Origin of the sequence: Corynebacterium macclintockiae (assembly GCF_027570165.1) — a bacterium.
Classification (GTDB): Bacteria; Actinomycetota; Actinomycetes; order Mycobacteriales; family Mycobacteriaceae; genus Corynebacterium; species Corynebacterium macclintockiae.
Genome location: NZ_JAKMUV010000003.1, coordinates 269,525 through 293,624, shown reverse-complemented (window position 1 = coordinate 293,624; position 24,100 = coordinate 269,525). Strand labels below are relative to the sequence as shown.

The following is a 24,100-nucleotide window of genomic DNA, read 5'->3' as shown; positions in this document are numbered from 1 at the left end:
GCAAGCCGCAGCTAGCTGCGACGGTGTACCTCGAAAAACGCGGCGACCTCACCGGTCGCGGTCACTGCCTTCGACTTGCTTTCGCGGGAAGGGTCGGCCGCAGCCTTGCCGGCCTCGCCCGTCCGTTCGCCCATCCACGTGTGCCCGGCATCGCCGATGGCCAGGTGGGTGACTTCCATTCCGTGGCCGCAGTTTGGCCATTGCACGCGCTGGATCGCGTCGGTCACTCGCGTGGTGACCGGGGCGCCCACGCAGTGCGAACGTGCCGCATATTGCTGTGTGAACTCGTAGGCCCCTAGGTATTCGTCCCCATAGCGCGGGCCGCCATCGTAGTGGATCGTTTGGTCCTTACGACCGTGAATATCCAGGTAGGGGCTTGTCTGACCACGCTTGAAGTGGACGGTTTCCGGCCGCTTCGGATCCGAGCCCTTCTCTGCGCACGCGCGCCAAGTACCCGAGTAATAGGCCGCCGAGACTGCGGCGAAAGCGGCGAACTCCTCCGGCAGTTCGCAGGCCAATTTGCCCACGAACCCTCCGCCATTGGACATACCGGTGGCGTAGATCCGGTTCGCGTCGACTTGGTAGGTAGAGGACACGGCATCCAGTATGTCGCGGACAAAGCGCACATCCTCGCCCCGCTTCACCTTCGCGTATGGGGCACCCTCCCAGGCGTTGCCCACGCCCTGCGGGTACACCACGATCGCCTCCTTATCCGCCAAACCCGTGTACCGCGCCATCTGATCCGCCTGCTCGCGGTAGCCGTGGAAGGCGAAGATCAACGGCAGGGGCTTGGTTTTCGCATCCGGGTGCGCAGTCGGATTGCCCTTCTTGGAATAAGGCAACGCGCCCCTCGGAACGTTGATGATGTACTTGCGCTCGCGATCGCTGGACTTAAGCTGCAGTTCCCTGTTCTGCCCGGGCTTCAGCTCGTCACGGATCGGGCGGAGCTTCTGGGGAATGCGCGCCACGGCAGGGGTGAGCTGCACGTCCGGCGTGGCCGGTGGGATAGCCACCGCTTCCGTCGGCGCATAGTCCGCAGGTTCGTTCACCGTGTTGTGTGCCTGGGGATCCTCGTGCCGCGAGCTACTCAGTTTCTGCACCGCCGCACCCACTCCCGCCGCGCAGGCCAGCAGGAATGCGACGAACATCGCCGCTGCAATACGACGGCGGCGGAAATGTTGTCCAGTGGGACGGCTGCGGGAAATCCCTTCAGGCTCGCGACGATTCTCGCCCGACACGCTGGGGTGCGCGCCCTTCCAGCTACCGCCGTGGTCCTCTCTGCGATGCCGCGCTGCGGGCCGTGCTTCGTGGCGGCGCCGCCTCCCTCGCCAGGAATCCTCGCTGTTCGCCTGCGTGGAATCCGCGATACTGCGGCGTGCCTTTCGAGCCGAGTTTTCGCGCGCGCGTCGCTGCGCATTGGGGTTCTCGGGGTCGAAAGGGTTGCGGTTCACGTGCACGATTGTTCTTTGCACGTTCCGCTGTGTCAATCACCCCACCCCGTGTTTGTGATCACCACTGGTCAGCGGAAGTCGCGCGAACCTGCGTGTGCCCCCGCGATCTCGCCGGCCGGCCGCAGTCGGGTCTCCGCCTGTTCCAACAGATCCGCCGTCACGGTGGCTGCACCTTCCGCGTTGTGCACGATTCCCCTCACGACCAGGATCTTTGCGTTCAACGCTACCGCCCGCTGCCGCGCCCACAGCCCCTGCGAGACAACGACATTCGCCAGCCCGGTCTCGTCCTCTAAGCCGAAAAACACCACTCCGCCTGCGGTAGCTGGGCGCTGCCTGTGCGTCACCACTCCCGCCACGCGCACGCGGGTGCCGTCGGGAACGTGCAGCAAACTGCCGGCCGTCACCACCGCTGCACCGCCTGCGCCGCCCGGGCCGCCCGCACGTCGGTGCCACTGATCCAGGTATTCGCGCAGCAGCTGCACCGGATGTTCGGCCGTCGTCACGCCCGTTGTCGCTAGTTCGGACGCCACCATCTCGAAAGCACTCATCCCAGGCAACGCCGGCGCATGCACAGCCGACGTCCCCGGAAGCATTCCCGACTGTTCGGTCGCTGCCACCCCGGCCGCCCACACAGCCTGGCGACGTGATAGCCCGAGGCTCCCCAACGCCCCCGCCCGCGCCAGCTTCTCCACCTGCGCAACACTCAGCCCGGCTTCGCGGGATAGTTCTTCCACGCTGGTGAAACGCCCCACTTTCTCGCGCGCTTCGACGATGCGCTCCGCCACCTCGGCGGAGATCCCCTTAACTCCGCCCGCACCGCTGAGCCCCAGCCGGATCTTTCCCACCGGTTCGGCCGTGCCGCGCCCTAGCCCGTGAACTCCCGTGGGCCGGTTGTTCCGTAGGGGCGTCATTAAAGAAACAACCGCATCAACCTGCACGCCCGACGCGTTCACGTCCACGGGAAGGATCTGCACACCGTGACGGCGAGCATCCGCCAGCAGGGACTGCGGCGAGTAGAACCCCATCGGCTGGGCGCGCAGCAAGGCCACACAGAACTCCGCCGGATAGTGGTACTTAAACCACGCGGAGTAGTAGACCAGGGAGGCGAAGGACTGCGAGTGCGATTCTGGGAAGCCGTAGCTGGCGAAGGCCACGATCTTGTCCCACAACCGATCAGCCGTCTCACCACGAATTCCGTTCTTCGCTTCCAACCCCTGGTAGAAGCGCTTTTTAAGCCGCTCCATCTTCTGCGGCGAACGCTTCGACCCCATCGCCCGGCGCAAAGTATCAGCTTCGGCGCCGGTAAAGCCCGCGGCATCCACGGCCATCTGCATCAGCTGCTCCTGGAACAGCGGAATGCCCAGAGTTTTCGTCAGCGCGGGCTCCAGGCACGGGTGGTCGAAGGTCACGGGCTCCAGACCATTGCGGCGGCGAATGTACGGGTGCACGGAGCCGCCCTGGATAGGGCCGGGGCGGATCAGCGCGACCTCCACCACCAGGTCGTAGAAGGTGCGCGGTTTCAGTCGCGGCAGGGTGGACATCTGCGCGCGGGATTCGACCTGGAACACCCCCACCGCGTCGGCGCGGGACAGCATGGCGTAAACCTCCGGCTCTGTGGGGTCCAGCCGCCACAGTTCGACCTCCCGGTCGCGGTGGGCGCGCACCTGGTCCACCGCATGGTGCAACGCTTCCAGCATGCCGAGTCCTAGCAGGTCGAACTTCACCAGCCCCACGGCCGCGCAGTCGTCCTTATCCCACTGCACCACCGAGCGGCCTTCCATCCGCGCCCATTCCGTCGGCACAACCTGTGCGATCGGGCGGTCACAGATCACCATGCCACCGGAGTGAACGCCCAGGTGGCGGGGGTGATCCAGCATCTGCTCGGCCAGGTCCTGCACAATGTCGGGGGTCTGTTCCGGGTGGCGGGTCCAGGCATCGATTTGCCCCGGCGCGTAGCCAAGCGCGCGGCCGGCATCGCGGGTCGCGCCTCGGCGGCGGTAGGTAATCACGTTCGCCACCTGCGCGGCATTGTCGCGGCCGTAGCGGGAGTACACGTACTGAATCGCCTCCTCGCGCCGCCCCGATTCGATGTCGAGGTCGATGTCGGGTGGTCCGTCGCGTTCCGGGGAGAGGAAACGCTCGAAGAGCAGGCCGGACGCCACAGCGTCCACCGTCGTGATCCCCAGCGCAAAGCAGACCGCGGAGTTCGCCGCGGATCCTCGCCCCTGGCAGAAGATGTTGTTCTCGTGGCAGAATGCAACGATGTCGTGGACGATCAGGAAGTAGCCCGGAAAGCCCAGCTGCTCGATCGTTTTCAGCTCGCGGTCGATGGTGGCCCACGCTTGGTTGGCGGCGGCAGAGGATCCCCGCTGGCCGTAGCGTTCCGTGCCACCGCGTTCGGTGATCGCGCGCAGCCAGGACATCTCCGTATACCCCGGCGGCACGGGGAAGTGCGGCAGGTTCGGCGCAACGAGGTCCAGGGTGAAGGCGCATTCGTTGGCGACCTGCACGGAGGTCTCCACGGCCCGCGCCAGCCATTCGCAATCGCCCGCGAGCTGCAGCATCTCTTCCCCCGAGCGCAGCCACGATCCGCCGACGGGGTGGGTGGTCGGCTCCGCGGTGGCGACGTCCCGCCGTTCGCGCAGCGCCGCCTTCGCCCCAGCCAACCGGGAATGCTTCGGGGTCGCGCACGTCGGGGCACTACTGACGATCTCGCGTAGGCCGTGGCGCACCGCCAGGGTGTGGAGGCGCTCGTTGCGGTCGGCATCCGCGGGGTTCATCGTGTGCTGCAACTCGACCACGACGTTGGTCGGCCCGAAAAGCTCCACCAGGCGCTCGGCCGGAGCTGTTCCCTCCGGACTAGTTGCGCCCGTCCACCGCCAATCCAGCAGCACCAGCCAGTGGCCGTCCGCGGCCTGCGCCAGCTGAGGCAGATCGGGGTACCGGACGGATTCTTTGTCCGGGTCGGCCATGCGGGCGTCCGCAATAAGACGGCTCAGGCGCGCATAGCCTTCGCGCCCTTTACACAGCACCGTGAGTGGCACGTCGAGGCTCAATTCCGCGCCGAAGACCGTCGCCAGATCCGTGCCAGTGCCCGCCGTGCCAGTGCCCTCAGTACCAGCGCTCTCGGCCACCGCCGTGGCACAGCGCGCCGCCCCGTAGAAACCGTCGCGATCCACACACGCGAGAGCACTCAACCCCAGGTCGCGCGCCGCCGCAACCATCTCTTCGGGCTGGCTCGCACCACGCAGGAAGTTGTAGGCGCTGCAGGCGTGGAGCTCAGCGAAGGGTGTCGCTGTTTTTCTTTGGGACGCCCCTTCGGTTTCAGCTACCTCAATTCCAGTCTTCCGATCACCTTCTGCCACCCCGATTGCGCGGAGGTTGCGCAAGCCCGGCCCCACGCCGGACAGCACGCCTTCGAGCTGCTTCCAGCTCAGCGGTGTGCCCTGGGAGAAGCTCCTAGGTTGCGATCGGCGCAGCGTGCGACGCGAAATGTCGGGGTCGCGGGGTTCTTCAGACACAGCGCAAGTATAGAACATATATTCTATTACTCGCCAACCCGAAAAAGCTCTGGGGCTAGTTTGGATCAAAACTAGACTAAGTTGTTCATTTTGGTTTAGACTGCTACCTTAAACGCACAGTTCAGCCCGGGCAATCAACGAAGCATCGGGCACTAGACAACCCAGGAGGATCCCATGTCCCTTCGCCGTAAAGTAGCAGCTGGTGTAACTGCAGCAGCTATGGTCTTCGGCCTCTCCGCATGCGGCGGTGACGACGACACCATCAAGATCGGCACCACCGACCAGGGTCAGAAGCAGTGGCAGGTCTTTGAAGAACAGGCCAAGAAGGAAGGCCTGAACGTCGAGCTGGTTCCCTTCGGCGACTACAGCCTGCCCAACCGCGCGCTGCAGGAAGGCGAGATCGACGTCAACAACTTCCAGCACCTGATGTTCCTCGCTGACTACAACGTCAACAACGATTCCAAGCTGGTGCCGATCGGCGCGACCGAGATCATCCCGCTGGGCGTGTACTACCAGGACCACAGCGAGGTCAAGGACATCGAGGAAGCCGGCGAGGTCGCCATCCCGAACGACCCAACAAACCAGGGCCGCGCCCTGCACGTCCTGGCATCCGCTGGCCTGGTGAAGCTGAAGGACGACAAGATCCTGTCCCCCACCCCGGCCGACATCGATGAGGGCAAGTCCAAGGTCAAGGTCACCCCGGTGGACGCCGCACAGACCGTGACCGCTTACAAGGACGGCACCCCGGCCGTCATCAACAACTCCTTCCTGGAGCGCGGCAACATCGACCCGAAGTCCGCCATCGTCCAGGATGACCCGAAGGCAGAGGCCGCAAAGCCGTTCATCAACGCCTTCGTCACCACCGAGGAGAAGAAGGACGACAAGGATCTGAAGAAGCTTGTTGACATCTGGCACTCCAAGGAAGTTCAGGACGCGCTGAACGAGCAGTCCAAGGGCACCTCCGTCGAGGTCAAGATGGGCCCGGACGAGCTCGCTAAGATCCTGAAGGCCACCGAGGGCAAGGTCAAGAAGTAGCCCCACCCCAATTTTCGAAAAACCCAACTCTTAAAAGAGGTTCCCCTATGGCTTCAGACGCACAAACCAGCGTCGATCAGCCCAGTGCCGGCACCACCGGCACTCGCAGCACAGACAACACTGGCACGGAGATTGTCTTCCGCGATGTGAAGAAGGTGTTCAAGCAGGGCAGGAAGGAAATTCACGCCCTCCAGGACATCAACACCCACATCCCGGCAGGCTCCATCGTCGGCATCATCGGCTACTCCGGAGCCGGCAAGTCCACCCTCGTCCGCCAGATCAACGGCCTGGATCGCCCCACCAGCGGGCAGATCCTGCTGGATGGCCAGGACATCGTTCCGCTGCCGGAATCGCAGATGCGCAAGCTGCGCTCCGACATCGGCATGATCTTCCAGCAGTTCAACCTGTTTTCCTCCCGGAATGTGGCGGGCAACGTCGCCTACCCACTGCGCCTGCAAGGCATGCCCAAGCAGCAGCGGGAAGAGCGTGTGAAGGAGTTGCTGGAGTTCGTCGGCTTGTCCGATAAGGGCAAGGCCTACCCAGAGCAGCTGTCCGGTGGCCAGAAGCAGCGCGTCGGCATCGCCCGCGCGCTGGCCACCAACCCCAGCCTGCTGCTGGCCGACGAGGCCACCAGCGCGCTCGACCCTTCCACCACCCGCGACGTGCTGGAACTGCTGCGCAAGGTCAACCGGGAACTCGGCATCACCATCGTGGTCATCACCCACGAGATGGAGGTTGTGCGTTCCATCGCGGACTCCGTCATCGTGATGGAAAGCGGCCGCATCGTGGAGCAGGGCAGCGTCTACGAGGTGTTCTCTAACCCCCAGACGCAGACTGCCGCCAACTTCGTGGCCACTTCCTTACGCAACACCCCCGACATGGTCGAAGCGGAGGCACTGCAGACCGAGAATGGTCGCCTCTTCACTGTGACCATGGCCGAGGGAATCGGGTTTTTCGATGCCGTCTCGAAGCTGTCCGATGCAGGGGTGGCGGTCAACATCGTCCACGGTGGCGTCACCACCCTCCAGAACCACAGCTTCGGTCGCCTCACCCTGCGCCTCACGGCCCACAGCACCGACGGCGAGAAGGCGATCGAGGAGTTCCACAGCCATATGCAGGATTCCACCGAGATTGAGGAGATCCGATGAACACGATGACCCTCGCGCAAATGGATTGGGACCGCTACGGCAACACGTTCCAAAAGGCGATCTTCGAGACGCTATACATGGTCTCGATCACGCTGGTGATCTCGTCGATCCTGGGCCTAATCATCGGCCTGCTGCTATACACCACCCGCAAGGGCGGCATTCTGCAGAACTCGGTGATCTACTGGGTTACGAACTTCCTGGTTAACTTCATCCGCCCCATCCCGTTCATCATTTTGCTGACTGCGATCGGGCCGCTGACGGATCTGGTGGTGCAGACCCGCATTGGTACGGATGCAGCTATCGTCGGCATGGTCGTCGCCGCCACGTTCGGCGCTGCGCGTATCTTCGAGCAGAACCTCGTAGCAATCGACCCGGGCGTGATCGAGGCCGCCAAGGCGATGGGTGCCTCGCCACTGAAGATCATCTTCACGGTGATCATCCCCGAGGCACTCGGCCCGCTGATCCTGGGCTTCACCTTCATGTTTATCGCCATCGTCGATATGTCCGCCATGGCCGGCTACATCGGTGCAGGTGGTCTGGGCGACTTCGCGATTGTCTACGGTTATCGCTCGTTTAATGACGCCGTCACGTGGACGACCGTTGCAGTGATCATCGTCATCGTTCAGATTGCGCAGCTGGGCGGAAACTGGCTGTCGAAGAAGATCATGCGCCGCTAGTTAGCGGGGAACGCTAGACAGCAAAACCCCTAGGCAGCAAAACCCCCGGGTGCTAGTTCACAGATGTGAACTGCCCCGGGGTTTTGTTGTGCGTTTAGAATTCCGCGACCCAGGTCACGGTCTGCTTGGGCTTCTTACCGCAGGAGGGAACGGAGGTTCCGCCTGGGCGCGAGTGCAAGCGGACCGTGATTTCCTTTTCTGGACTGGATTCTGAGCCGACTTCTACGGCAGCTTCTGGGTTAGCATCCGTGCCTGCTTCTGGGGCAATGGTCACGACGCGCACCTCTGTGGCGGAGTCTGCATCAGGGTTCGTGGCCTCTGTGTTTTCCGACTTGCTCACGCGCATACTCGCCAGCTTGACGGGGTAGCCTTCGCCAGCCATCTTCTCTGCGACGGCGAGTTCGGCTGCCTGACCGATGGGATCCCACAGGCCGCGGCCACGGCAACCTTCCAGCCACAGCTCGCCCTGCTTGGCGTGTTCCAACATGCTGCGCGCGCCGGCGGTTCCGAGCTGGCCATAGGAGTAGTTGCTAGGCAGCAGGATCATGGAGGGTGCGAAGCGGTGCCCCTTGGTGTGGGAGGATTCCCACACCAGCTGGCCATATTCTGCGGTGAGTTCTTCGGCGACGGGGCGACCGAATACGGCACAGCATTTGTCGCGCTTGCCGTGGGTGCACACCAGCAGCAGGGGGCCGTCGATGCGCTGGCCACCAGCTGCGCCGGGGGCGCTGAGGTCGAGTTCTAGGAGCGCTTCAGGGCCGGAGACCTGCAGGCTTTCGAGAATGGGCGTGGGATCGTCGCCATAACCTTCGGCCCAGCTGATGTAGAGCTGCCGGGTGGGGTTGGCGGCACGCTGCTGGCCTTCGCGACCCGGCCTGCGAATGAACTGCAGTTGGGCGCCGTTTTCGTCGAGGAATTTCTCTATCTTCTTTGAGAGTTCCTCCCCCAGCGCAGTGCCGTCGAGGATGTCGTGTCCCCAATTGGTGACGTACTCGAGAGCAAGGATCAACCGACCGGGCTTGGCGGTGCCCGGCAACGTCTCGTCGGTCCGCTGGGAGCACATATCCGCATAGATTCCGCCGGAGGCCTCAGCGGCGGTAACCTGTCCCGAATTTGGCTGTCCAGCCTGCGCATTTCTGGTTGTTGGCATGGTTCCCAGAGTAGCAAGTTACAAAGAATCCGTAGGGGCTAGTAGGTTGCTTCGATCCGCCATTGCCTTCCTTTGCACACCAGCAAGAATGCGTGCACAGATTCCGATGTACCTTCGCGTGCCGAGACCTGCAGCCGGGCATAGCGCTTCCCTTCCGCCCACCAGTGTTCGTCGACGGGCCAGGGGCCAGCCCAGCCGGTGATGTGGAGCTGCCTGGCACCCCAGCGCAGAGTGTCCGGAGGCGCGCTCATCAGACCCCGGCCAGTGACATGGACGGGGGCACTGTGGCGGTCCAGCAGCATCAGTCTGGCGGCGGGATGCGCAGCGCTGGGGTTATGGGTATCAGCTGCCCCGCTGGCCGGGACTACCCCGCTGGTTGGGGCCCCGATCAGCCCGGGCAGGGGGTGCACCAGCTGGCCTTCCCACTGGCGGGTCGGCAACGCGGTGATAGCCTCCGGGTCGTCCTCCCCGTAGGGCACAGTGGCGATGCGTCGAGCAACGGCACGCCCGCCCCTGTGAATGGGGCGCAGTACCCGGTTCATGCCGATCAGTGCTTGCGCTCGACCGGCCGCGGCGCGGGCAGCGCGGATGCCTTCGTCCGGCCCGCCCCACAGTGGGGTGGCCAGGCTCCCCGCCGGCACGGTCTCCACGGGCACGAGCTCGATGCAGGTCACACCGGCGGTATTGTCCGCCCAGTCTGCTTCCCCGCCATGCGCGTCCCCGTCATGCACGTCCCCACCATGCACGTTTCCGCCATCAGCCGTCCCTGCCCGCAGTCGGGTGAGCCAGCCATCGAGTTGCCAGCGCACCCGCTGGGCGGTGTCCTGCTCCGATAGGGGCTCGCGGCAGCGCCAGAGCCGCTCGATGACGGTCGGCCCGGTGTAGTTCGCCGGGGGCTCCAGGTAGGCACGCACGGCCAGGCGCAGGCAGGCCTCCCCCGCGGCGAAAAGTGTGTTGTGCAGCGCGGTAGCTACGTGGCGGGCGATGAAAGCTGCGGTTTCGGTGCGTGCGATGGGGTCCTCGGCCTCATAGCGCACCTCCAATTCCTCACGTCGGCGCGCGGGCGCCACCGCTCTTTCCACGTGTCCGCTGGCTATGCGATGCCATTCCACGGCCTCTTGCCCAAAGCGAGCGGCCACGTCGGCGCGGGGCAGTGCCGCGAAGTCCCGCATTGTGCGCAGCCCCAGCTGCTGCAGCGTGGAACTAAGGTGCGCGGGCGCGCGCAGCTCTGGTTCTATCCCCAGCACGTTGATCGGCAACCCCGCGATGAACGCCGCACTGCCTCCCGGAGGGATACTCTTCCCCTGCCGTGCTGCCCACACTGCGGATACAAGGTCGTCTGCCACCCCGGCCATGCAGTCGGCATGCACTCGCACTGCAGCGTCCAGCAGCTTCTCCACAGCGGTATCTTCGTCCCCGTAGTATCTGGCCAAAGCGTCCACGGGAAAGGCCAGCAGTCCGGGGCGCAAGGTCTCCACCACTGCGCTGACGTCCTGCAGCGCCGCCAGCACGTCCTCATGCACCGAGGCCTGCTTATTCGGGTCATCCTCCGCGACGTTGAGCTGCGGATATGCCGCCAATGCGTGCCGTTGCTTCATTCCGATCTGGATCCCCTGGGCTCGCGCGGCAGCATTGCAGGCCAACACGCGATAATCGGCGATCACCGCGGCGGGTGCCAGTACGTCCCATCCCCGCGATTGAGCTTGCACATACACCGGCCAATCCGGGAACCACAGCACAGCCACCCGCGCTGTGCTGTTTACCTTCGCCCTACTTAAGCCCACTGCTCTCCTACCTCCGCAGCGCTCTCGGCTCCCATCGCTTCTTCTGCCCCGATCGTCGCCCGCACCGCACTGGGCGGCTGAGCTTTGCCCCATACGCGCCCTTCGACCTCCACGGCACGGATCCGTCCGCTTCCACGGCGCAGCCCCAGCACACCACATACCTGCAGTTCCACGTGCATTCTCGCCTGTGGCCACGCGCGCCCACACACCAATAGGGCACATTCGCTTTTGCGCAGTCGCGCCTCCACTGGCCGCGCAAATGTCGGGGGCACGGCACCGCGCTGCATACCCCGTGCACCCTGTACCCCCTGTACGCTCTGTGCACCCTGCCCGCCCGCCGCGAACAGCACCACGTCCATCCCCTCTATCAGCGTGCCTAACACCGCCGCCGTGTGTGGAGTGGAGTCCGGCACCAACACCAGCCTCTCCACGTCACCACCCGCGGCCGCCACTGCCGCGATCGCCAGCCGCGGATAGTCCACCACCGCCACACACATTCCCCGCGCCGTAAGATGCGCCAGCACATCCACCAGCACCGCCGGACAATCCGATATCTGCGTCGCCTGCCCGCGCGCCACCCCGCCACCTGGTAGGTGCCCGGCCAGCCACTGTGGCACTGGCGCTACACGCACGCTTTCTTTTATTTGGGACGCCCCCTCCCCCACCGCAGCACTTTTCGCCTCGATCTGCCGCATCTTTTGCCGCAAACTTGCAATCGTCGCCGTCGCCTCGACCTGCGCCATCGCCTTCACCTCCCTTCCCTGTGCAACAAACGCTGCTACCAACGCACGGCAACCAACTCACGGCAACCAGCACCGCATGTTCTATCAGCACCTGCGGACAGCCCTCCGCCCCACAAACACAGATTAGAACACATGTTCTAACTAAGTTGTGTTGAATATATCCCTCCCCCTCCACAGCGTCAAACGAACAGCCAAAGGCGCAGGTTACAAGGGGCGAGGAATGTGGCGTCACCTAATATGGACAACCATGAGCCAAGAAACCCGCAACGAGCCCGTCATCACCCCACCGACCGCCGTGCGCGCCATAGCCTCGGTGTTATTCGGCCTAGCGGTGGGAATCATGGCCGCTCCGCTCGCGCCAGGATTTCAGGTCATCGTGCTGGTAACAACGGTCGGCGCAGCGCTGCTACTAACGTTTAGCCACCCGTACCGCAGGAAGGTGCGTGAAGAAGTAGAGAAGCGCGACGAGCGCTACCGCACCAGCGCCGCCCAGGTCGCGCCACTATTCCCGCTCTGGATCGCGCTGATGACCATCCCGCTACTCAGCACACGCTCGTGGCTCCTCGTAGCCATCGCCTGGGTAATCGCCGGCGCTTATACCTGGCTTATCTACCCACACATTGACGGCACCGCACACATCAAGCCAATCGGCACAGCCAAGAGGAACAAGAAGAAATAGCGCTGCAGAAACGCAGCGCGCATACAGAAACGGCCCGCACTCCCCAAAATGCCGGGGAGGCGGGCCGAAAAACTGGCTTTAGCTTCCGGATTAGGAGCCAGCGATCGAGGAACCGGACAGACTGCCGGACGGAGCGGCGCCCTTCTTCACGACGATCGGAGTGCCGGTATCGAAGGTCTTGTTGTTGTTAACAACAGCGCCGATCTTCAGGCCAGCACCGTTCTTGTAGGTACCCTCCTTCTCGGGGGCCTTCCAGGTGAAGTCCAGCAGCAGCGGAGTGGCGGTATCGACGGTGGGCTTGTGCTTGATCAGCAGACCCTCCTCCCAAGAGACGTGAACCTCAGTGTTGTCCTTGTTTTGAGTCACGGCGTACTCGGACTGGCCCAGCTGGTGGACAGAGTCACCCAGCAGGCCACCCTTAATGCGCTCAACCTTGACCAGCTTGAAGCCCTTCGGCATCCACTCAATAACCTCGTTGATGCTGGTCTTACCCTTCACACCCTGCACCTCAATGCGGGTCTTGACGGTAGCACCCGGAGCCACGGTGGTCGCACCGTGAACCTGCTTGTACAGGTCAACGTTGAAGGCCGGACCACCGACGTTACCCAGCTTGACCCTGTCCCCCTCCGGGGTATCCAGGTCCTTCTTGCCACCCAGGGAGCCAGTCAGGCCTCCCAGGGAGCCAGCCGGAGCAGCAGATGCGGCACTCACGCCGCCGAAAGCCAATGCAGATGCGGCAGCGATAGCGGTTGCGCCACGAACGAACTTAGAAGCCATGAGGAAATACCTTTTCTAGGAAAGAACAGAACAGACTGCCGCAAAACGTGCAGAGCACTGCAAGTAACGACAACGCACAGCTTAGCCTAGTTAGCGTAGCAAAATCAGTATTTCGGAAGTTTCTTCTAAAAAATCTCTGAGACAGAGCGAAACCGCTTCTACTCCCACTCGATGGTTCCCGGTGGCTTGCTGGTGACGTCCAGCACCACGCGGTTAACTTCCTCCACCTCGTTGGTGATGCGCGTAGAGATCTTCTCCAGCACGTCGAAAGGAATGCGGGTCCAGTCGGCCGTCATCGCGTCCTCACTGGATACCGGGCGCAGAACGATCGGGTGGCCGTAGGTACGGCCATCACCCTGCACACCCACGGAACGCACGTCGGCCAGCAGAACCACCGGGCACTGCCAGATCACGTCGTCCAAGCCAGCAGCAGTTAGCTCCGCGCGGGCGATAGCGTCGGCAGCACGCAGAGTCTCCAGGCGCTCCTCCGTCACCTCACCGATGATGCGGATACCCAGGCCCGGCCCCGGGAACGGCTGGCGTGCCACGATTTCCTCCGGCAGGCCCAGCTCGCGGCCCACCGCGCGAACCTCGTCCTTGAACAGCAGGCGCAGGGGCTCCACCAGTTCAAACTCCACGTCGTCCGGCAGACCGCCGACGTTGTGGTGGCTCTTGATGTTCGCGGTGCCGGAGCCGCCGCCGGATTCCACCACGTCCGGGTACAGGGTGCCCTGCACCAGGAAGTCCACGCTGGATCCCGCCGGGGCATCAGCCAGCACGCCCGCAACGGCGCGCTCGAAGGAGCGGATGAACTCCGCACCGATGGCCTTGCGCTTAGCCTCCGGCTCGGTCACGCCAGCCAGCTTCTGCAGGAACGCCTCGCGCTCGTCCACCGTCACCAGCTTCGCACCGGTGGCGGCCACAAAGTCCTTCTCCACCTGCTCGCGCTCACCGGCGCGCAGCAGGCCGTGGTCGACGAACACACAAGTCAAACGGTCGCCGATCGCGCGCTGCACCAGCGCAGCAGCCACGGCGGAATCCACGCCACCCGAAAGGCCGCAAATCGCGCGCCCTTCGTCGCCGATCTGCTCGCGCACCTGCTCGATCAGCTGCTCGGCAATGTTGCCCGCGGTCCACGTCGGCTCCAGCCCAGCGGTTTCCAGCAGGAAGCGGCGCAGCACCTCCTGCCCCTTCGGGGAGTGCAGAACCTCAGGGTGGTACTGCACGCCCGCCATGCGCTTCTCCGGGCACTCGAAAGCAGCCACCGGCGCGCCTTCGGTACGGGCGGTCACAGTGAAGCCCTCCGGCGCCTCAGAGACAGAGTCGCCGTGGCTCATCCACACCTGCTGGCTGTCCCCCATGCCCTCGTGCAGCACGCCAGCCTCCGACTGGATCTGCAGCTCGGTGCGGCCGTACTCGCGCAGGCCGGTCTTCGCCACGGTGCCCCCCATGGCTTTGGTCATCGCTTGGAAGCCGTAGCAGATGCCGAATACCGGCACCCCTAGCTCCAGCAGTTCGGGGTGAAGCGAGGGGGCGTCATCTGCATAAACAGAAGAAGGTCCACCGGACAGGATCAGGGCCGCAGGGTTCTTCGCGGCGACCTCGTCGGCGGACATGGTGTGCGGGATGACCTCGGAGTACAGGTTCACCTCGCGCACCCGGCGGGCAATGAGCTGTGCGTATTGCGCACCGAAATCCACGACAAGTACGGGCCGTGGAGCGGCGGCAGCTGGGTCTTGTTGAGTCACGCCCCTAACTTTAACGCACCTGCGCGCCAGGGAGCACACCGGTCGCTTACTAGCTCCGTCCGTCCACGAAGCGCTGCTTGTACCAATCCATCGACGGTGGGGAGAAAATCAGGGCCAGAGATACCGCAGCAATCACGCCGAAGATCGACGCGAGCCAGAACACACCCGCCTTAATCACCGTGACTGTGATGAACACCAGCGTGACATGCGTGAGCACCAGCCCCGACAAACCCCACGTACGCCCCTGGATAATCATCGCTCCGAACAGCGCGAAGGCAAAGAAGTACAGCCCCACCATCACGCCGGTCGCGCCGACGTTCATCTTCACGGTCTCGTCGCCATGCTGCGGCTGGTAGCCCAGGTAGACCACGATCGTGGCGACGATGCCGATCACACCGATTATTATTGACGCCCACGACAGCACCGCCAGCTGCATCGGCAGCCGTTCAGTTGTGCGCTGCCACCACTGGGAAATCTTCATTCGAATCAGTTGTGTTCTTTCTGTACTAACGGACGACCAGGTCGACCTTCTGGAAGCTCTTGATGTCCGTGTAACCACACTTGGCCATCGAGCGACGCAGGGCGCCGATGATGTTCTCTCCACCGATCGGGTTGGTGGTCGGGCCGAACAGCAGCTCTTCCAGTGGCTGTGTCTCGCCCAGGCCTACCTCTTCCACCAGGCCACGTGGCAGCTTCGGGTGGCCCGCGGTGGACGGCCAATACCAGTTCGGCGCACCCGCGGAGGCTGCGGTGGCCAGGGGTAGCCCCAGAGAGACAGCATCCGCGCCACAGGCGATGGCCTTGGCTACATCACCGGAATTGTGCAGCGAGGAGTCGGCGATGATGTGAACGTAGCGGCCACCCGTCTCGTCCAAGTAGTCGCGGCGTGCCGCAGCCGCGTCGGCGATGGCGGTGGCCATCGGCACGTCGATACCCAGGGACTCGTTGTTGGTGGTGTGGCCGGAGCCGATGATCACGCCCGCTGCACCGGTGCGCATCAGGTGCATGGCGGTGGTGTAGTCCACCACGCCACCGGCGATCACCGGGATGTCCAGGCTGCCGATGAACTCCTTCAGGTTCAGCGGCTCGCCGTCGCGGTGTACGTGCTCTGCAGAGACCAGGGTGCCCTGGACCACCAGCAGGTCCATGCCGGACTTGATCAGTACCGGCGCGAGCTCACGGGCGTTCTGCGGGGACACACGGACGGCGAAGCGCACGCCGGATTCCCGCACCTTGTCCAGGCGCTCCTGCAGCAGGTCCACGTTCAGTTCCAGCGCGTGGAGGCGCTGGAGCTCCGCGTTGGCGCCGTAGAGATCTGGGACCGAGGTGGCGTCACTCCCCTGCTCTTCGAACAGGAAAGCCTCGGCCTTTCGGGCAGCTTCAACAACCCCGCGCAGAGCCGCGTCCAGGTCATCCACGCGCCCCCACAGACCCTCGGCGTTGATAACCGGCAGGCCGCCAAGCTGGCCGAACTCGATGGCGAACTCGGGAGTGACGATCGAGTCGGTCGGATGCGTCATCACGGGAATGTCGAAGGAATAAGCGTCGATTTTCCACGACGTATCCACATCGTGCGAGCTGCGGGTGCGCCTCGACGGCACAATGTCAATCTGGTTCAGGCCGTACACCCGGCGCGCGGTGCGCGAGCGTCCGATGTCTACGTATTCCTGCATGAAGGGCGTGCTCCTTTAGCGTGCTTAAGCTGGCGTGCTTTAGCGGTTCGGGTTGTAGTTCGGCGCTTCCATGATTCCCTGCACATCGTGCGGGTGGGATTCACGCAGGCCCGCGCCGGTGATGCGCACGAAGCGCGCATTCTGCAGCTCCGCGATCGTAGCCGCACCGGTGTAGCCCATAGCAGCGCGCAGGCCGCCGACCTGCTGGTGCAGGATCGAGCTGATCGAGCCGCGGAACGGCACACGGCCTTCGATGCCTTCCGGCACCAGCTTCTCCTCGGACTTCACGTCCGCCTGGAAGTAGCGGTCCTTGGAGTAGGAGCGCTTCTCGCCGGTCAGGCCACGGCCCTGCATGGCGCCCATGGAGCCCATGCCGCGGTAGCGCTTGTACTGCTTGCCGTTGATGGTCACGATCTCACCGGGGGTCTCGGCCGATCCGGCGAGCATGGAGCCAAGCATTACTGTGGACGCCCCAGCGGCCAGCGCCTTGGCGATGTCACCGGAGAACTGCATGCCTCCGTCGGCGATGATCGGCACACCAGCCTTCTTGGCCGGGACGGATGCCTCCATGATGGCGGTGATCTGCGGGGCGCCAACGCCCGCTACGACGCGGGTGGTGCAGATGGAGCCCGGGCCAATACCGACCTTGATGGCGTCAGCGCCGGCCTCGATCATTGCCTGTGCTGCCTCGCGGGTGGCCAGGTTGCCGCCGACAACGTCCACGCGGTCACCGAATTCCTTCTTCACGCGGGAAACCATGTCCAGCACGCCGCGGTTGTGGGCGTGGGCGGTATCGACAATCAGGACGTCCACGCCAGCGTCCACCAGGTTGCCTGCGCGGGTCCATGCATCCTCGCCGGTACCGATGCCGGCGGCAGCCAGAAGGCGGCCGGAGGAATCCTTGGCTGCCAGCGGGTACTGCTCGCGCTTAGCGAAGTCCTTGACGGTGATCAGGCCGGTCAGCTTGCCAGCACCATCGACGATCGGCAGCTTCTCTACCTTGTGCTCAGACAGCAGGCTCAGGGCGGCTTCGGCGGACACGCCTTCTTGGGCGACGACCAGTGGCATGGGGGTCATGGCCTCGGAGACCTTGCGGCTGAAGTCGGTCTCGAAGCGCATGTCGCGGTTGGTGAGGATGCCGACCAGCACGCCTTCGTCATCCACGACCGGCAGGCCGGAGATGCGGTAGCGGGCGCACAGGTCGTCTACTTCCTGAATCGTCATATCCGGAGACGCGGTAACCGGGTCGGTGACCATGCCAGCTTCGGAGCGCTTGACGATCTCCACCTGCTGCGCCTGATCCTCGATGGACAGGTTGCGGTGCAGCACACCGATGCCGCCGTGGCGAGCCATAGCGACGGCCATGCGAGCCTCGGTGACGGTATCCATCGCGGCGGAAGCCACCGGAATGTTCAGGTTGATGTTGCGGGTGAACTGGGTGGAAGTGTCCACGCCAGAAGGGATCACCTCGGATGCGGCGGGCAGCAGTAGGACGTCGTCGAAAGTCAGGCCGACCAGGGCAACCTTGTTGGGATCGTCACCCCCGGTGGCAACTGGGTAGATTTTCGCGTTCATCTCAGGGTTCGTCACGGTTGCCCGACCTTCCTCTAGAAATTGCTGGTAGCCAAACCCGCCCGGGCGTGATTGCCAAGGGAGTTTTCGCCGTCTTGTCGCTGATGTACTACAGAATAACCCTTTGATGCGCCTTTTTGTTTGCCGGGGTTGAGTAGTCGGGTAGCTCGCGACGTGGTTCGAGCTATGGCGCCAAGTGCGACAGCGAAGTGACGAATACACCACTTGGCAACTGAACGCTCAAGTTGCCCCCTGTAACAATTAGTAGAAGCGGGGGTGTGTCCCACGTAAACCTGTCAGCAAAGGCCAGTAGGTTCTGGGCAGCCTTGTCCAGCACTTGGGGGCTTTGCCCCAACTTGATCTCCACCAACACTGTCTTGCCCGCCATCTCGAAAACTGCATCCACCTCGAGCCCGGATGCATCGCGAGCGTGGAAGATCTGCCTGCCCGAAAGCGCGCGCAGATCATGCACCACCTGGGATTCGAACAGCTGCCCCGTGAAGTCGAGGTTCTGCAATAGCTTCCCCGGAGTCGCTTCTAGCACTGCTGCGGCTAATGCAGGATCTGCAAGGTGGCGCTTTGGAACCTTGCGCAGGCTGGCACGCGAGCGTAAATGTGAGGACCAGGCGCGCTGTTCTTCGGCAATGAAAATGCGCTGCAGGGCGGTGAGGTACTCGCTGGCGGTCGTTCGATCAATGTCTATATCTGTAGCGATCGCACTGATGGACTGCTCCGTCCCTACGCCACGCGCAAGGGAACGTAGGAGTGCCTGGACCTTCACGGGATCCCGGCGCCTACTATCGGTGACATTAATGTCTACGTGCGCTACGGTTTCGGCATAGCTACGCAGGTTCTCTTGAGCTGCAGCCGTGGAAAAGTTTCTATTACCTGGCCACCCACCGTGGGCCATACGATCAATAATCTCTCGCACGTCCAGCACAGTTTCGTTATTGTGCGCTAATTCGCCTTCTTCCACCAGCTTCGCCAGGGAGACAGCCCCGTTTGAATGCCCAGACTCGAAGAAGCTAAATGTCTGCATCCGCAGCCGCGCGATCCTGCCGGCTCCCGAATGGCGGGACTTCCCCTCTCCCGGCGCTGTTGAACCCGTGAGGATAAATTGCCCCGGGGCCTGGCGCCGATCGATCTCGTGCCGCACCAGATTCCACAGTCGGGGTTGTTCTTGCCATTCGTCGAATACGCGCGGTGTTTCACCCTGAAGCGCCAGATCCGGAAGGGTGTTGAGCTGCGTCTCTAGGTTGAGGTCCGTGTCCACTTGCACGAAACTGCCTGCAACTTGCCGTGCCGTAGCAGATTTGCCACAGCCTTTGGGACCTTCAATTAACACCCCACCAGCACGCGCCAAGGCGCTTTTGAGCCGTTTGTCTTCGACCCTCGGCAGGTAATTTACAGCTTCTTTACCAGGCACTTTATTCACATCCCGCAGATTGTAGCTATTTCATCCCACAGTTTATCAGCGTTTCATCCCGCAGTTTGTAGACATTTCATCCCGCAGTTTGTAGGCAGTCGGCGTTGTTGTCCTCTACCACCGGCCACAGGGTACGGTGTTTGTGTGAGCTTTAACCACGATCAGATGCCGCCGGACCCTTTCGCCGATGACCCAAACGACCCAGCGTCGTTCCTGGATCCCGACGAGTTTGATGAGTCCGTTCCGCCGCTGTCACCCGATGAGGTTCAGGCTCTACGGGAGGATTTGAAGAACGTTCGGGATTTCCGCAAGCTTCTAGAACCCCGCGGGGTGCGGGGCGTGGCGATGCTGTGCGAGGACTGCGAAGAGAATCACTTCTACGACTGGGACATCATCGAGTCCAACATTCAGACGATGCTGAACAACGAGCTCGTCCCCGTGCATGAGCCATCCGCACAGCCGAATCCTCACGATTACGTGACGTGGGACTACTGTCTCGGCTACGCGGACGCGATCGATTTCGCACTCCACGGCCTGCGCCCACCATTTATGTGGGGCAAATAGCCTGCAGGCCGAATAGCCAGCGGCCCTTAAAGCAAGCAGCTAACTATTTGTCTGCTGGCTCATCACTACCGCCGACTCGCGGCGCCGTGTAGTCAGTGAGCGTCGGCACCTTCGGCTGCGCGGGCACGGTGGTGCTTTGCACAGCGCTAGACGTGCTGGTCGGCTTAGGTGACTTCGTTGTCGTCGTCCCGTCAACGGTGCTGGTCGGCGCGGGAGCGCCCAACGGCATTGCCGGCTCGGCACCATGAACCGGAGTGCCCGTTCCGCCCAGGAGGATGGTCGTCGTCGGAATCTCCGCTACCGTTGCCTTGGGTGCCGACGAGCTCGCCGCGCTTGTCTTCTTCGGCTCATTCTTGGGGCTTCGCTTACTGCTGACCTTCTCTTCGCGCTCGCCCTTGTCACCTTCCGCAAGGTTCTCTTCGTTGGTGACGCCACCTCGTCCGCCGGCTACCCCGTCACCGGAACCCTCGAGGCTCTGCACCTCAGCAGTGCCCTCCTTGGCTGCTGTCTCACGATTGATGTGCGGATCGTGCGAGTTGGAGTACGCCGCGTACCCCAGTCCACCCACGGCAAGAGCGGCAGCTACGCCACCTGCAATGAGCATGCTGGTGACAGAAAGCCCCCCGGCCGCCGCGGCCTTTGCACCAGCACGCAGGAAACGAGAATTCCCCTCGGTGGACTCCCCCGATTCCTCTTGCGCGCCAAAATCGCCATACGCAACATTGCCGTCATCGGCAACGAGATGGCTCATATCTGGCGCAGGCGGAATATCGCGGTAGAGATCCTTACGTGCGTTAGCAAGCTCTGCGAAAACCGGATCATTAGCGTCGAAGCTCTCGGTCTCCGGAATGGGTTTCCCCTGCCCGATCGCGTCAAGAATGCGATCGAGATCCAGGATCGAGGAGAAGTTCTCCTCGTATCCCTGGGTGTCGTCATTCTGTGCCATAGCGCTAAGCTCTTTTCGTTCTGGTCGCTACCTGGCGGTAGCTAACAATTTATACCCTGACTTCGCCTCCACGCCACACGCGCTATCCACTAGCCGGGGCGCAGCTCCTAGGCGCCCTGTCAGGAGGACTCTAGGAGCTTGTGATGATTCCATGCTTCTTCAACTTCGCCACTGCCCTGTGTTGTGCAACGCGGACGGCAGTGGGCTTGGAGCCTACAATCTTCGCAGTTTCCTCGGCGGAGTAGCCGTGAATAACGCGCAGAATAAGGATTTCTCTTGATTTCTCACCTAGGATATCGAGCTTCTTTGCAAAATCGTTACAGGCATCCTGGCTCAAATACACCTGTTCAGGGGATTCTTCGAAAGACTCTTCCTCTGGCAGCTCATCCGCAGGGTCGGACATGTCCCGCTGCTGCGCACGGTAGGCGTCAGTAACCTTGTTCCGCGCCACGCGATAAACGAAGGCCATAAAAGGGGCGCCCTTATCCTCATAGCGCGGCAACGCCTTAACGATTGCGATGCAGACATCCTGGGCTACATCATCAGGCGTCGGGTAAGAGTTCATCCCCAACTTGCCACGGCAGAACACGACAACCTTAGGGTGCACAAGTTCTATTAGCCGGTTCACAGCGCGCCGATCCTGAGCAATGGCCGCTGGAAGGAGATCCTGAATCTCCTTATCCGCATCCCACAATGCAGCCATCGTTTTTACTCCGCTATACCTTCGAACGTCTTCATCAACCTGGGTTGAACTATCCATTACTCCTCACGTGCATGCAATTGCGCACGTTCAGAACATGTTCCCATTTTTTCCAAGAATATTCATATATATACAGCTTGCCCCGCAGCTTTTTCGGACATCACCTGTGCTCCAGCTGTGAAGTCGAGCAGAGCTAAGAGCCCAGCCTAACCCCCTTTGGGGGAATCTGGGCGTGGCGCAGAACAAGTTAATCCATTGTTCAACTAAGGGCGTTAGCGCAGGTGAAAGCATATGGAAACGTAATCACCTTCCATCAGTGCAGGCTCTAGATACTCTTAGGGCACTCCCTCGTTACCTAAAGTTCATCTAAGGATTGGAACCTCTCTGACGTCACTACAAGTGAGCATCTTTACTTTCACGAGGAGTTTCCACCTAATGCCACAGCCCAGCCAACTTCCGGGACCAGCTTCTTCGACTTGGGAATGGCAACTCCACGGCGCATGCCGCGGCGCTGATTCCTCCGTCTTCTTCCACCCGGACGGCGAGCGTGGCCGCGCCCGCGCCATGCGCGAGCACCGCGCCAAGGCTATCTGCCGCGAATGCCCAGTCATTGAGCAGTGCCGCAGCCATGCACTCAGCGTTGGCGAGCCCTATGGCATCTGGGGCGGCCTCAGCGAATCTGAGCGAGACGCTATCCTGCGCCCCACCTCGCGCAACCGCGGTCGCCGCGCAGCCTCCTAAAAAGGAAAGCGGGGGATGCTTCCCAAAACAATGGGAAGCATCCCCCGCTTTGTTCCTGGCTAACCCGCCGGGTAGCCAAGCACAGCAGCCAGGCGCAGTGACCAGACACAGAGACCAGGCGCCTAGTCGGAATGACTAGTGCACGTGGCCTGCGTGGGCACCAGCCTGCTTGGCTGGGTCGGCGGGCTTATCCACCACAGCGGTCTCGGTCGTCAGCACCATGCGGGCGACAGAGGTGGCGTTAACCACAGCGGAGTGGGTCACCTTTACCGGATCGATGATGCCCTGCTCCAGCAGGTTGCCGTACTCCAGGGTGGCGGCATTGAAACCGGAGCCATTGGGCTGCTCAGCGGTCTTGGCAACCACAACAGCACCATCCAGGCCAGCATTGTCGGCGATCCAGAAAGTCGGGCGACGCAGCGCGCGCGCCAGGGAGCGCAGGCCGATGCTCTCGTCGCCTTCCGCCTGGCGGGACATTTCCTCGATCTCGGCGGCGATCTGCACCAGCGCGGAGCCGCCACCGGCGATAACGCCTTCCTGGGAAGCAGCGCGGGCAGCGTTGATGGCATCCTCGATGCGCAGCTTGCGCTCGTTGACCTCGGTCTCGGTAGCGCCACCGGCACGGATCACAGCTACGCCGCCGGACAGCTTCGCCAGGCGCTCCTCAAACTTCTCCTTATCCCAAGAAGAGTCGGTGCGCTCGATGTCGCCGCGAATCTGGTTACGGCGCTGCTCCACTGCCTCTGCGGAACCCGCACCGTCGACCAGTACGGTCTCTTCCTTCGTGATGTTCACGCGGCGGGCAGAGCCCAGCTGCTCCAGAGTGGTCTCGGAGAGCTTGTGGCCCAGCTCGCTGTCGATCACGGTACCGCCGGTCACGATGGCCAGGTCGTCCATGAATGCCGCGCGGCGGTCACCGAAGTACGGAGACTTCACCGCTGCTACCTTCAGGGACTTGCGGATCGCGTTCAGCACCAGCATCTGCAGCGGCTCGCCCTCGATATCCTCGGCGACGATCAGCAGCGGCTTGCCGGAGTTAGCGACCTTCTCCAGCACCGGCAGGAAGTCCGGCAGAGAGGAGATCTTCTCGCGCACCAGCAGGATCAGCGGATTCTCCAGCTCAGCGTGGCCGGTCTCCTGATCCGTGACGAAGTACGGGGACAGGTAGCCCTTGTCGAAGGACACACCCTCGGTGACGATGGACTCGTCTTCGATGGACTGGGATTCTTCAACGGTCACCACGCCGTCCTTGCCCACCTTGTCGAAAGCATCGGCAACCATGGCGCCGATCTTCTCGTCACGGGAGGAAACGGTAGCAACGTTGGCGATGGCCGCGTTGTCAGCAACAGGCTGTGCCATCTCGCGTAGCAGCTCCAGAACACGCTCGGTGCCCTCCGCGATACCGCGGTTCACGGCAATCGGGTTGGCACCGGCAGCCACCGTGCGCAGGCCCTCGTTGATCAGAGCCTGCGCCAGCAGGGTGGCGGTGGTGGTGCCGTCGCCGGCGATGTCGTTGGTCTTGATAGCTACGGACTTGACCAGCTGGGCGCCCAGGTTCTCGAAGGGATCCGCCAGGTCGATGTCGCGTGCAATGGTCACGCCATCGTTGGTTACGGTCGGCCCACCGAAGGCCTTGTCCAGCACGACGTTGCGGCCGCGCGGGCCTAGGGTCACCTTCACCGCGTCCGCCAGGGCGTCTACGCCCTTCTGCAGCCCTTCACGGGCTTCTTGATCAAATGCGATGAGTTTCGACATGCAGCTACCC

At 62.8% G+C, this 24,100-nt stretch carries 20 protein-coding genes; 6 read left to right on the top strand and 14 right to left on the bottom strand.

What is annotated here, in order from left to right; translation table 11 throughout:
• Positions 1–11: 11 nt before the first annotated feature.
• Complete coding sequence (locus L8U58_RS04805; RefSeq protein ID WP_269954799.1) at positions 12–1,451, bottom strand: CE1 family esterase; 1,440 nt, start codon at positions 1,449–1,451, stop codon at positions 12–14.
• A gap of 68 nt (positions 1,452–1,519) precedes the next feature.
• Complete coding sequence (locus L8U58_RS04800; protein ID WP_269954798.1) at positions 1,520–4,990, bottom strand: error-prone DNA polymerase; 3,471 nt, start codon at positions 4,988–4,990, stop codon at positions 1,520–1,522.
• Positions 4,991–5,146: 156 nt separating this feature from the next.
• On the opposite strand from L8U58_RS04800, the gene L8U58_RS04795 reads away from it, so the two are divergent.
• From L8U58_RS04795 to L8U58_RS04785, 3 genes are read left to right on the top strand one after another with little or no spacing between them, the layout of a single operon-like run.
• A complete protein-coding gene (locus tag L8U58_RS04795; RefSeq protein ID WP_269954797.1) occupies positions 5,147–6,007 on the top strand; it encodes a MetQ/NlpA family ABC transporter substrate-binding protein in 861 nt (286 codons plus the stop codon).
• 47 nt (positions 6,008–6,054) lie between these two features.
• Positions 6,055–7,155, top strand: a complete 1,101-nt coding sequence (locus tag L8U58_RS04790; protein ID WP_269954796.1) for a methionine ABC transporter ATP-binding protein — start codon at positions 6,055–6,057, stop codon at positions 7,153–7,155.
• Positions 7,152–7,832 (top strand): methionine ABC transporter permease, encoded by a 681-nt coding sequence (locus tag L8U58_RS04785; RefSeq protein WP_034971153.1) that lies wholly within the window; start codon positions 7,152–7,154, stop codon positions 7,830–7,832. The genes L8U58_RS04790 and L8U58_RS04785 overlap by 4 nt, the downstream gene beginning before the upstream one ends.
• A 94-nt stretch (positions 7,833–7,926) precedes the next feature.
• Here the strand turns inward: L8U58_RS04785 and L8U58_RS04780 are convergent, their stop codons facing one another.
• From L8U58_RS04780 to L8U58_RS04770, 3 genes are read right to left on the bottom strand one after another with little or no spacing between them, the layout of a single operon-like run.
• Positions 7,927–8,982 (bottom strand): sucrase ferredoxin, encoded by a 1,056-nt coding sequence (locus L8U58_RS04780; protein WP_269954795.1) that lies wholly within the window; start codon positions 8,980–8,982, stop codon positions 7,927–7,929.
• Between the two features lie 38 nt (positions 8,983–9,020).
• Positions 9,021–10,766, bottom strand: coding sequence for a Y-family DNA polymerase (locus L8U58_RS04775; RefSeq protein ID WP_269954794.1), 1,746 nt, complete (start codon positions 10,764–10,766; stop codon positions 9,021–9,023).
• Positions 10,757–11,509 (bottom strand): hypothetical protein, encoded by a 753-nt coding sequence (locus L8U58_RS04770; RefSeq protein WP_269954793.1) that lies wholly within the window; start codon positions 11,507–11,509, stop codon positions 10,757–10,759. Before L8U58_RS04770 ends, L8U58_RS04775 begins: the two co-directional genes overlap by 10 nt.
• A gap of 247 nt (positions 11,510–11,756) precedes the next feature.
• Between L8U58_RS04770 and L8U58_RS04765 the strand changes: the two genes are divergently transcribed.
• Positions 11,757–12,188, top strand: a complete 432-nt coding sequence (locus L8U58_RS04765; RefSeq protein ID WP_034971150.1) for a hypothetical protein — start codon at positions 11,757–11,759, stop codon at positions 12,186–12,188.
• A 90-nt stretch (positions 12,189–12,278) separates the two neighbouring features.
• Here L8U58_RS04765 and L8U58_RS04760 read toward each other — a convergent pair whose 3' ends face one another.
• The 6 genes from L8U58_RS04760 to L8U58_RS04735 all read right to left on the bottom strand — a co-directional run bounded on the left by L8U58_RS04760 (position 12,279) and on the right by L8U58_RS04735 (position 19,393).
• Positions 12,279–12,965 carry a hypothetical protein gene (locus tag L8U58_RS04760; RefSeq protein WP_034976977.1) on the bottom strand — a complete coding sequence of 229 codons (687 nt, stop codon included), beginning with the start codon at positions 12,963–12,965 and terminating at the stop codon, positions 12,279–12,281.
• Between the two features lie 158 nt (positions 12,966–13,123).
• Positions 13,124–14,713, bottom strand: a complete 1,590-nt coding sequence (guaA, locus tag L8U58_RS04755; protein WP_269954792.1) for a glutamine-hydrolyzing GMP synthase — start codon at positions 14,711–14,713, stop codon at positions 13,124–13,126.
• Between the two features lie 49 nt (positions 14,714–14,762).
• On the bottom strand, positions 14,763–15,194 hold the full coding sequence (locus L8U58_RS04750) for a hypothetical protein (RefSeq protein WP_035001334.1): 432 nt from the start codon (positions 15,192–15,194) through the stop codon (positions 14,763–14,765).
• A 25-nt stretch (positions 15,195–15,219) separates the two neighbouring features.
• A complete protein-coding gene (locus L8U58_RS04745; protein ID WP_034971146.1) occupies positions 15,220–16,386 on the bottom strand; it encodes a GuaB3 family IMP dehydrogenase-related protein in 1,167 nt (388 codons plus the stop codon).
• 39 nt (positions 16,387–16,425) lie between these two features.
• Positions 16,426–17,961, bottom strand: a complete 1,536-nt coding sequence (gene guaB, locus L8U58_RS04740) for an IMP dehydrogenase (protein WP_034971145.1) — start codon at positions 17,959–17,961, stop codon at positions 16,426–16,428.
• A 181-nt stretch (positions 17,962–18,142) separates the two neighbouring features.
• On the bottom strand, positions 18,143–19,393 hold the full coding sequence (locus tag L8U58_RS04735) for an ATP-binding protein (RefSeq protein WP_269954791.1): 1,251 nt from the start codon (positions 19,391–19,393) through the stop codon (positions 18,143–18,145).
• A 156-nt stretch (positions 19,394–19,549) separates the two neighbouring features.
• Here L8U58_RS04735 and L8U58_RS04730 point away from each other — a divergent pair, with 156 nt between their 5' ends.
• The gene (locus tag L8U58_RS04730) at positions 19,550–19,948 is read left to right on the top strand and encodes a DUF5319 domain-containing protein (RefSeq protein WP_034971311.1); all 399 of its coding nucleotides are present in this window, start codon (positions 19,550–19,552) and stop codon (positions 19,946–19,948) included.
• Positions 19,949–19,991: 43 nt separating this feature from the next.
• On the opposite strand, the gene L8U58_RS04725 is transcribed toward L8U58_RS04730, so the two are convergent.
• Positions 19,992–20,894 (bottom strand): hypothetical protein, encoded by a 903-nt coding sequence (locus L8U58_RS04725; protein ID WP_269954790.1) that lies wholly within the window; start codon positions 20,892–20,894, stop codon positions 19,992–19,994.
• 130 nt (positions 20,895–21,024) lie between these two features.
• Positions 21,025–21,654, bottom strand: a complete 630-nt coding sequence (locus tag L8U58_RS04720) for a sigma-70 family RNA polymerase sigma factor (protein ID WP_338078541.1) — start codon at positions 21,652–21,654, stop codon at positions 21,025–21,027.
• Between the two features lie 375 nt (positions 21,655–22,029).
• On the opposite strand from L8U58_RS04720, the gene L8U58_RS04715 reads away from it, so the two are divergent.
• A complete protein-coding gene (locus L8U58_RS04715; protein WP_034971141.1) occupies positions 22,030–22,335 on the top strand; it encodes a WhiB family transcriptional regulator in 306 nt (101 codons plus the stop codon).
• A 135-nt stretch (positions 22,336–22,470) separates the two neighbouring features.
• Here the strand turns inward: L8U58_RS04715 and groL are convergent, their stop codons facing one another.
• Entirely contained in the window at positions 22,471–24,090 is a 1,620-nt protein-coding gene (groL, locus tag L8U58_RS04710) for a chaperonin GroEL (RefSeq protein ID WP_034976967.1), read from the bottom strand.
• Positions 24,091–24,100 lie beyond the last annotated feature (10 nt).

What these genes read in the sequence shown, in the direction of transcription:
- L8U58_RS04720 (WP_338078541.1), bottom strand. Translation starts at nt 21,654, where the DNA reads ATGGATAGTTCAACCCAGGTTGATGAAGACGTTCGAAGGTATAGCGGA.
- guaB (WP_034971145.1), bottom strand. Translation starts at nt 17,961, where the DNA reads ATGAACGCGAAAATCTACCCAGTTGCCACCGGGGGTGACGATCCCAAC.
- L8U58_RS04795 (WP_269954797.1), top strand. Translation starts at nt 5,147, where the DNA reads ATGTCCCTTCGCCGTAAAGTAGCAGCTGGTGTAACTGCAGCAGCTATG.
- L8U58_RS04715 (WP_034971141.1), top strand. Translation starts at nt 22,030, where the DNA reads ATGCCACAGCCCAGCCAACTTCCGGGACCAGCTTCTTCGACTTGGGAA.
- groL (WP_034976967.1), bottom strand. Translation starts at nt 24,090, where the DNA reads ATGTCGAAACTCATCGCATTTGATCAAGAAGCCCGTGAAGGGCTGCAG.
- L8U58_RS04780 (WP_269954795.1), bottom strand. Translation starts at nt 8,982, where the DNA reads ATGCCAACAACCAGAAATGCGCAGGCTGGACAGCCAAATTCGGGACAG.
- L8U58_RS04745 (WP_034971146.1), bottom strand. Translation starts at nt 16,386, where the DNA reads ATGCAGGAATACGTAGACATCGGACGCTCGCGCACCGCGCGCCGGGTG.
- L8U58_RS04770 (WP_269954793.1), bottom strand. Translation starts at nt 11,509, where the DNA reads ATGGCGCAGGTCGAGGCGACGGCGACGATTGCAAGTTTGCGGCAAAAG.
- L8U58_RS04765 (WP_034971150.1), top strand. Translation starts at nt 11,757, where the DNA reads ATGAGCCAAGAAACCCGCAACGAGCCCGTCATCACCCCACCGACCGCC.
- L8U58_RS04760 (WP_034976977.1), bottom strand. Translation starts at nt 12,965, where the DNA reads ATGGCTTCTAAGTTCGTTCGTGGCGCAACCGCTATCGCTGCCGCATCT.
- L8U58_RS04750 (WP_035001334.1), bottom strand. Translation starts at nt 15,194, where the DNA reads ATGAAGATTTCCCAGTGGTGGCAGCGCACAACTGAACGGCTGCCGATG.
- L8U58_RS04800 (WP_269954798.1), bottom strand. Translation starts at nt 4,990, where the DNA reads ATGTTCTATACTTGCGCTGTGTCTGAAGAACCCCGCGACCCCGACATT.
- L8U58_RS04730 (WP_034971311.1), top strand. Translation starts at nt 19,550, where the DNA reads ATGCCGCCGGACCCTTTCGCCGATGACCCAAACGACCCAGCGTCGTTC.
- L8U58_RS04725 (WP_269954790.1), bottom strand. Translation starts at nt 20,894, where the DNA reads ATGGCACAGAATGACGACACCCAGGGATACGAGGAGAACTTCTCCTCG.
- L8U58_RS04785 (WP_034971153.1), top strand. Translation starts at nt 7,152, where the DNA reads ATGAACACGATGACCCTCGCGCAAATGGATTGGGACCGCTACGGCAAC.
- L8U58_RS04790 (WP_269954796.1), top strand. Translation starts at nt 6,055, where the DNA reads ATGGCTTCAGACGCACAAACCAGCGTCGATCAGCCCAGTGCCGGCACC.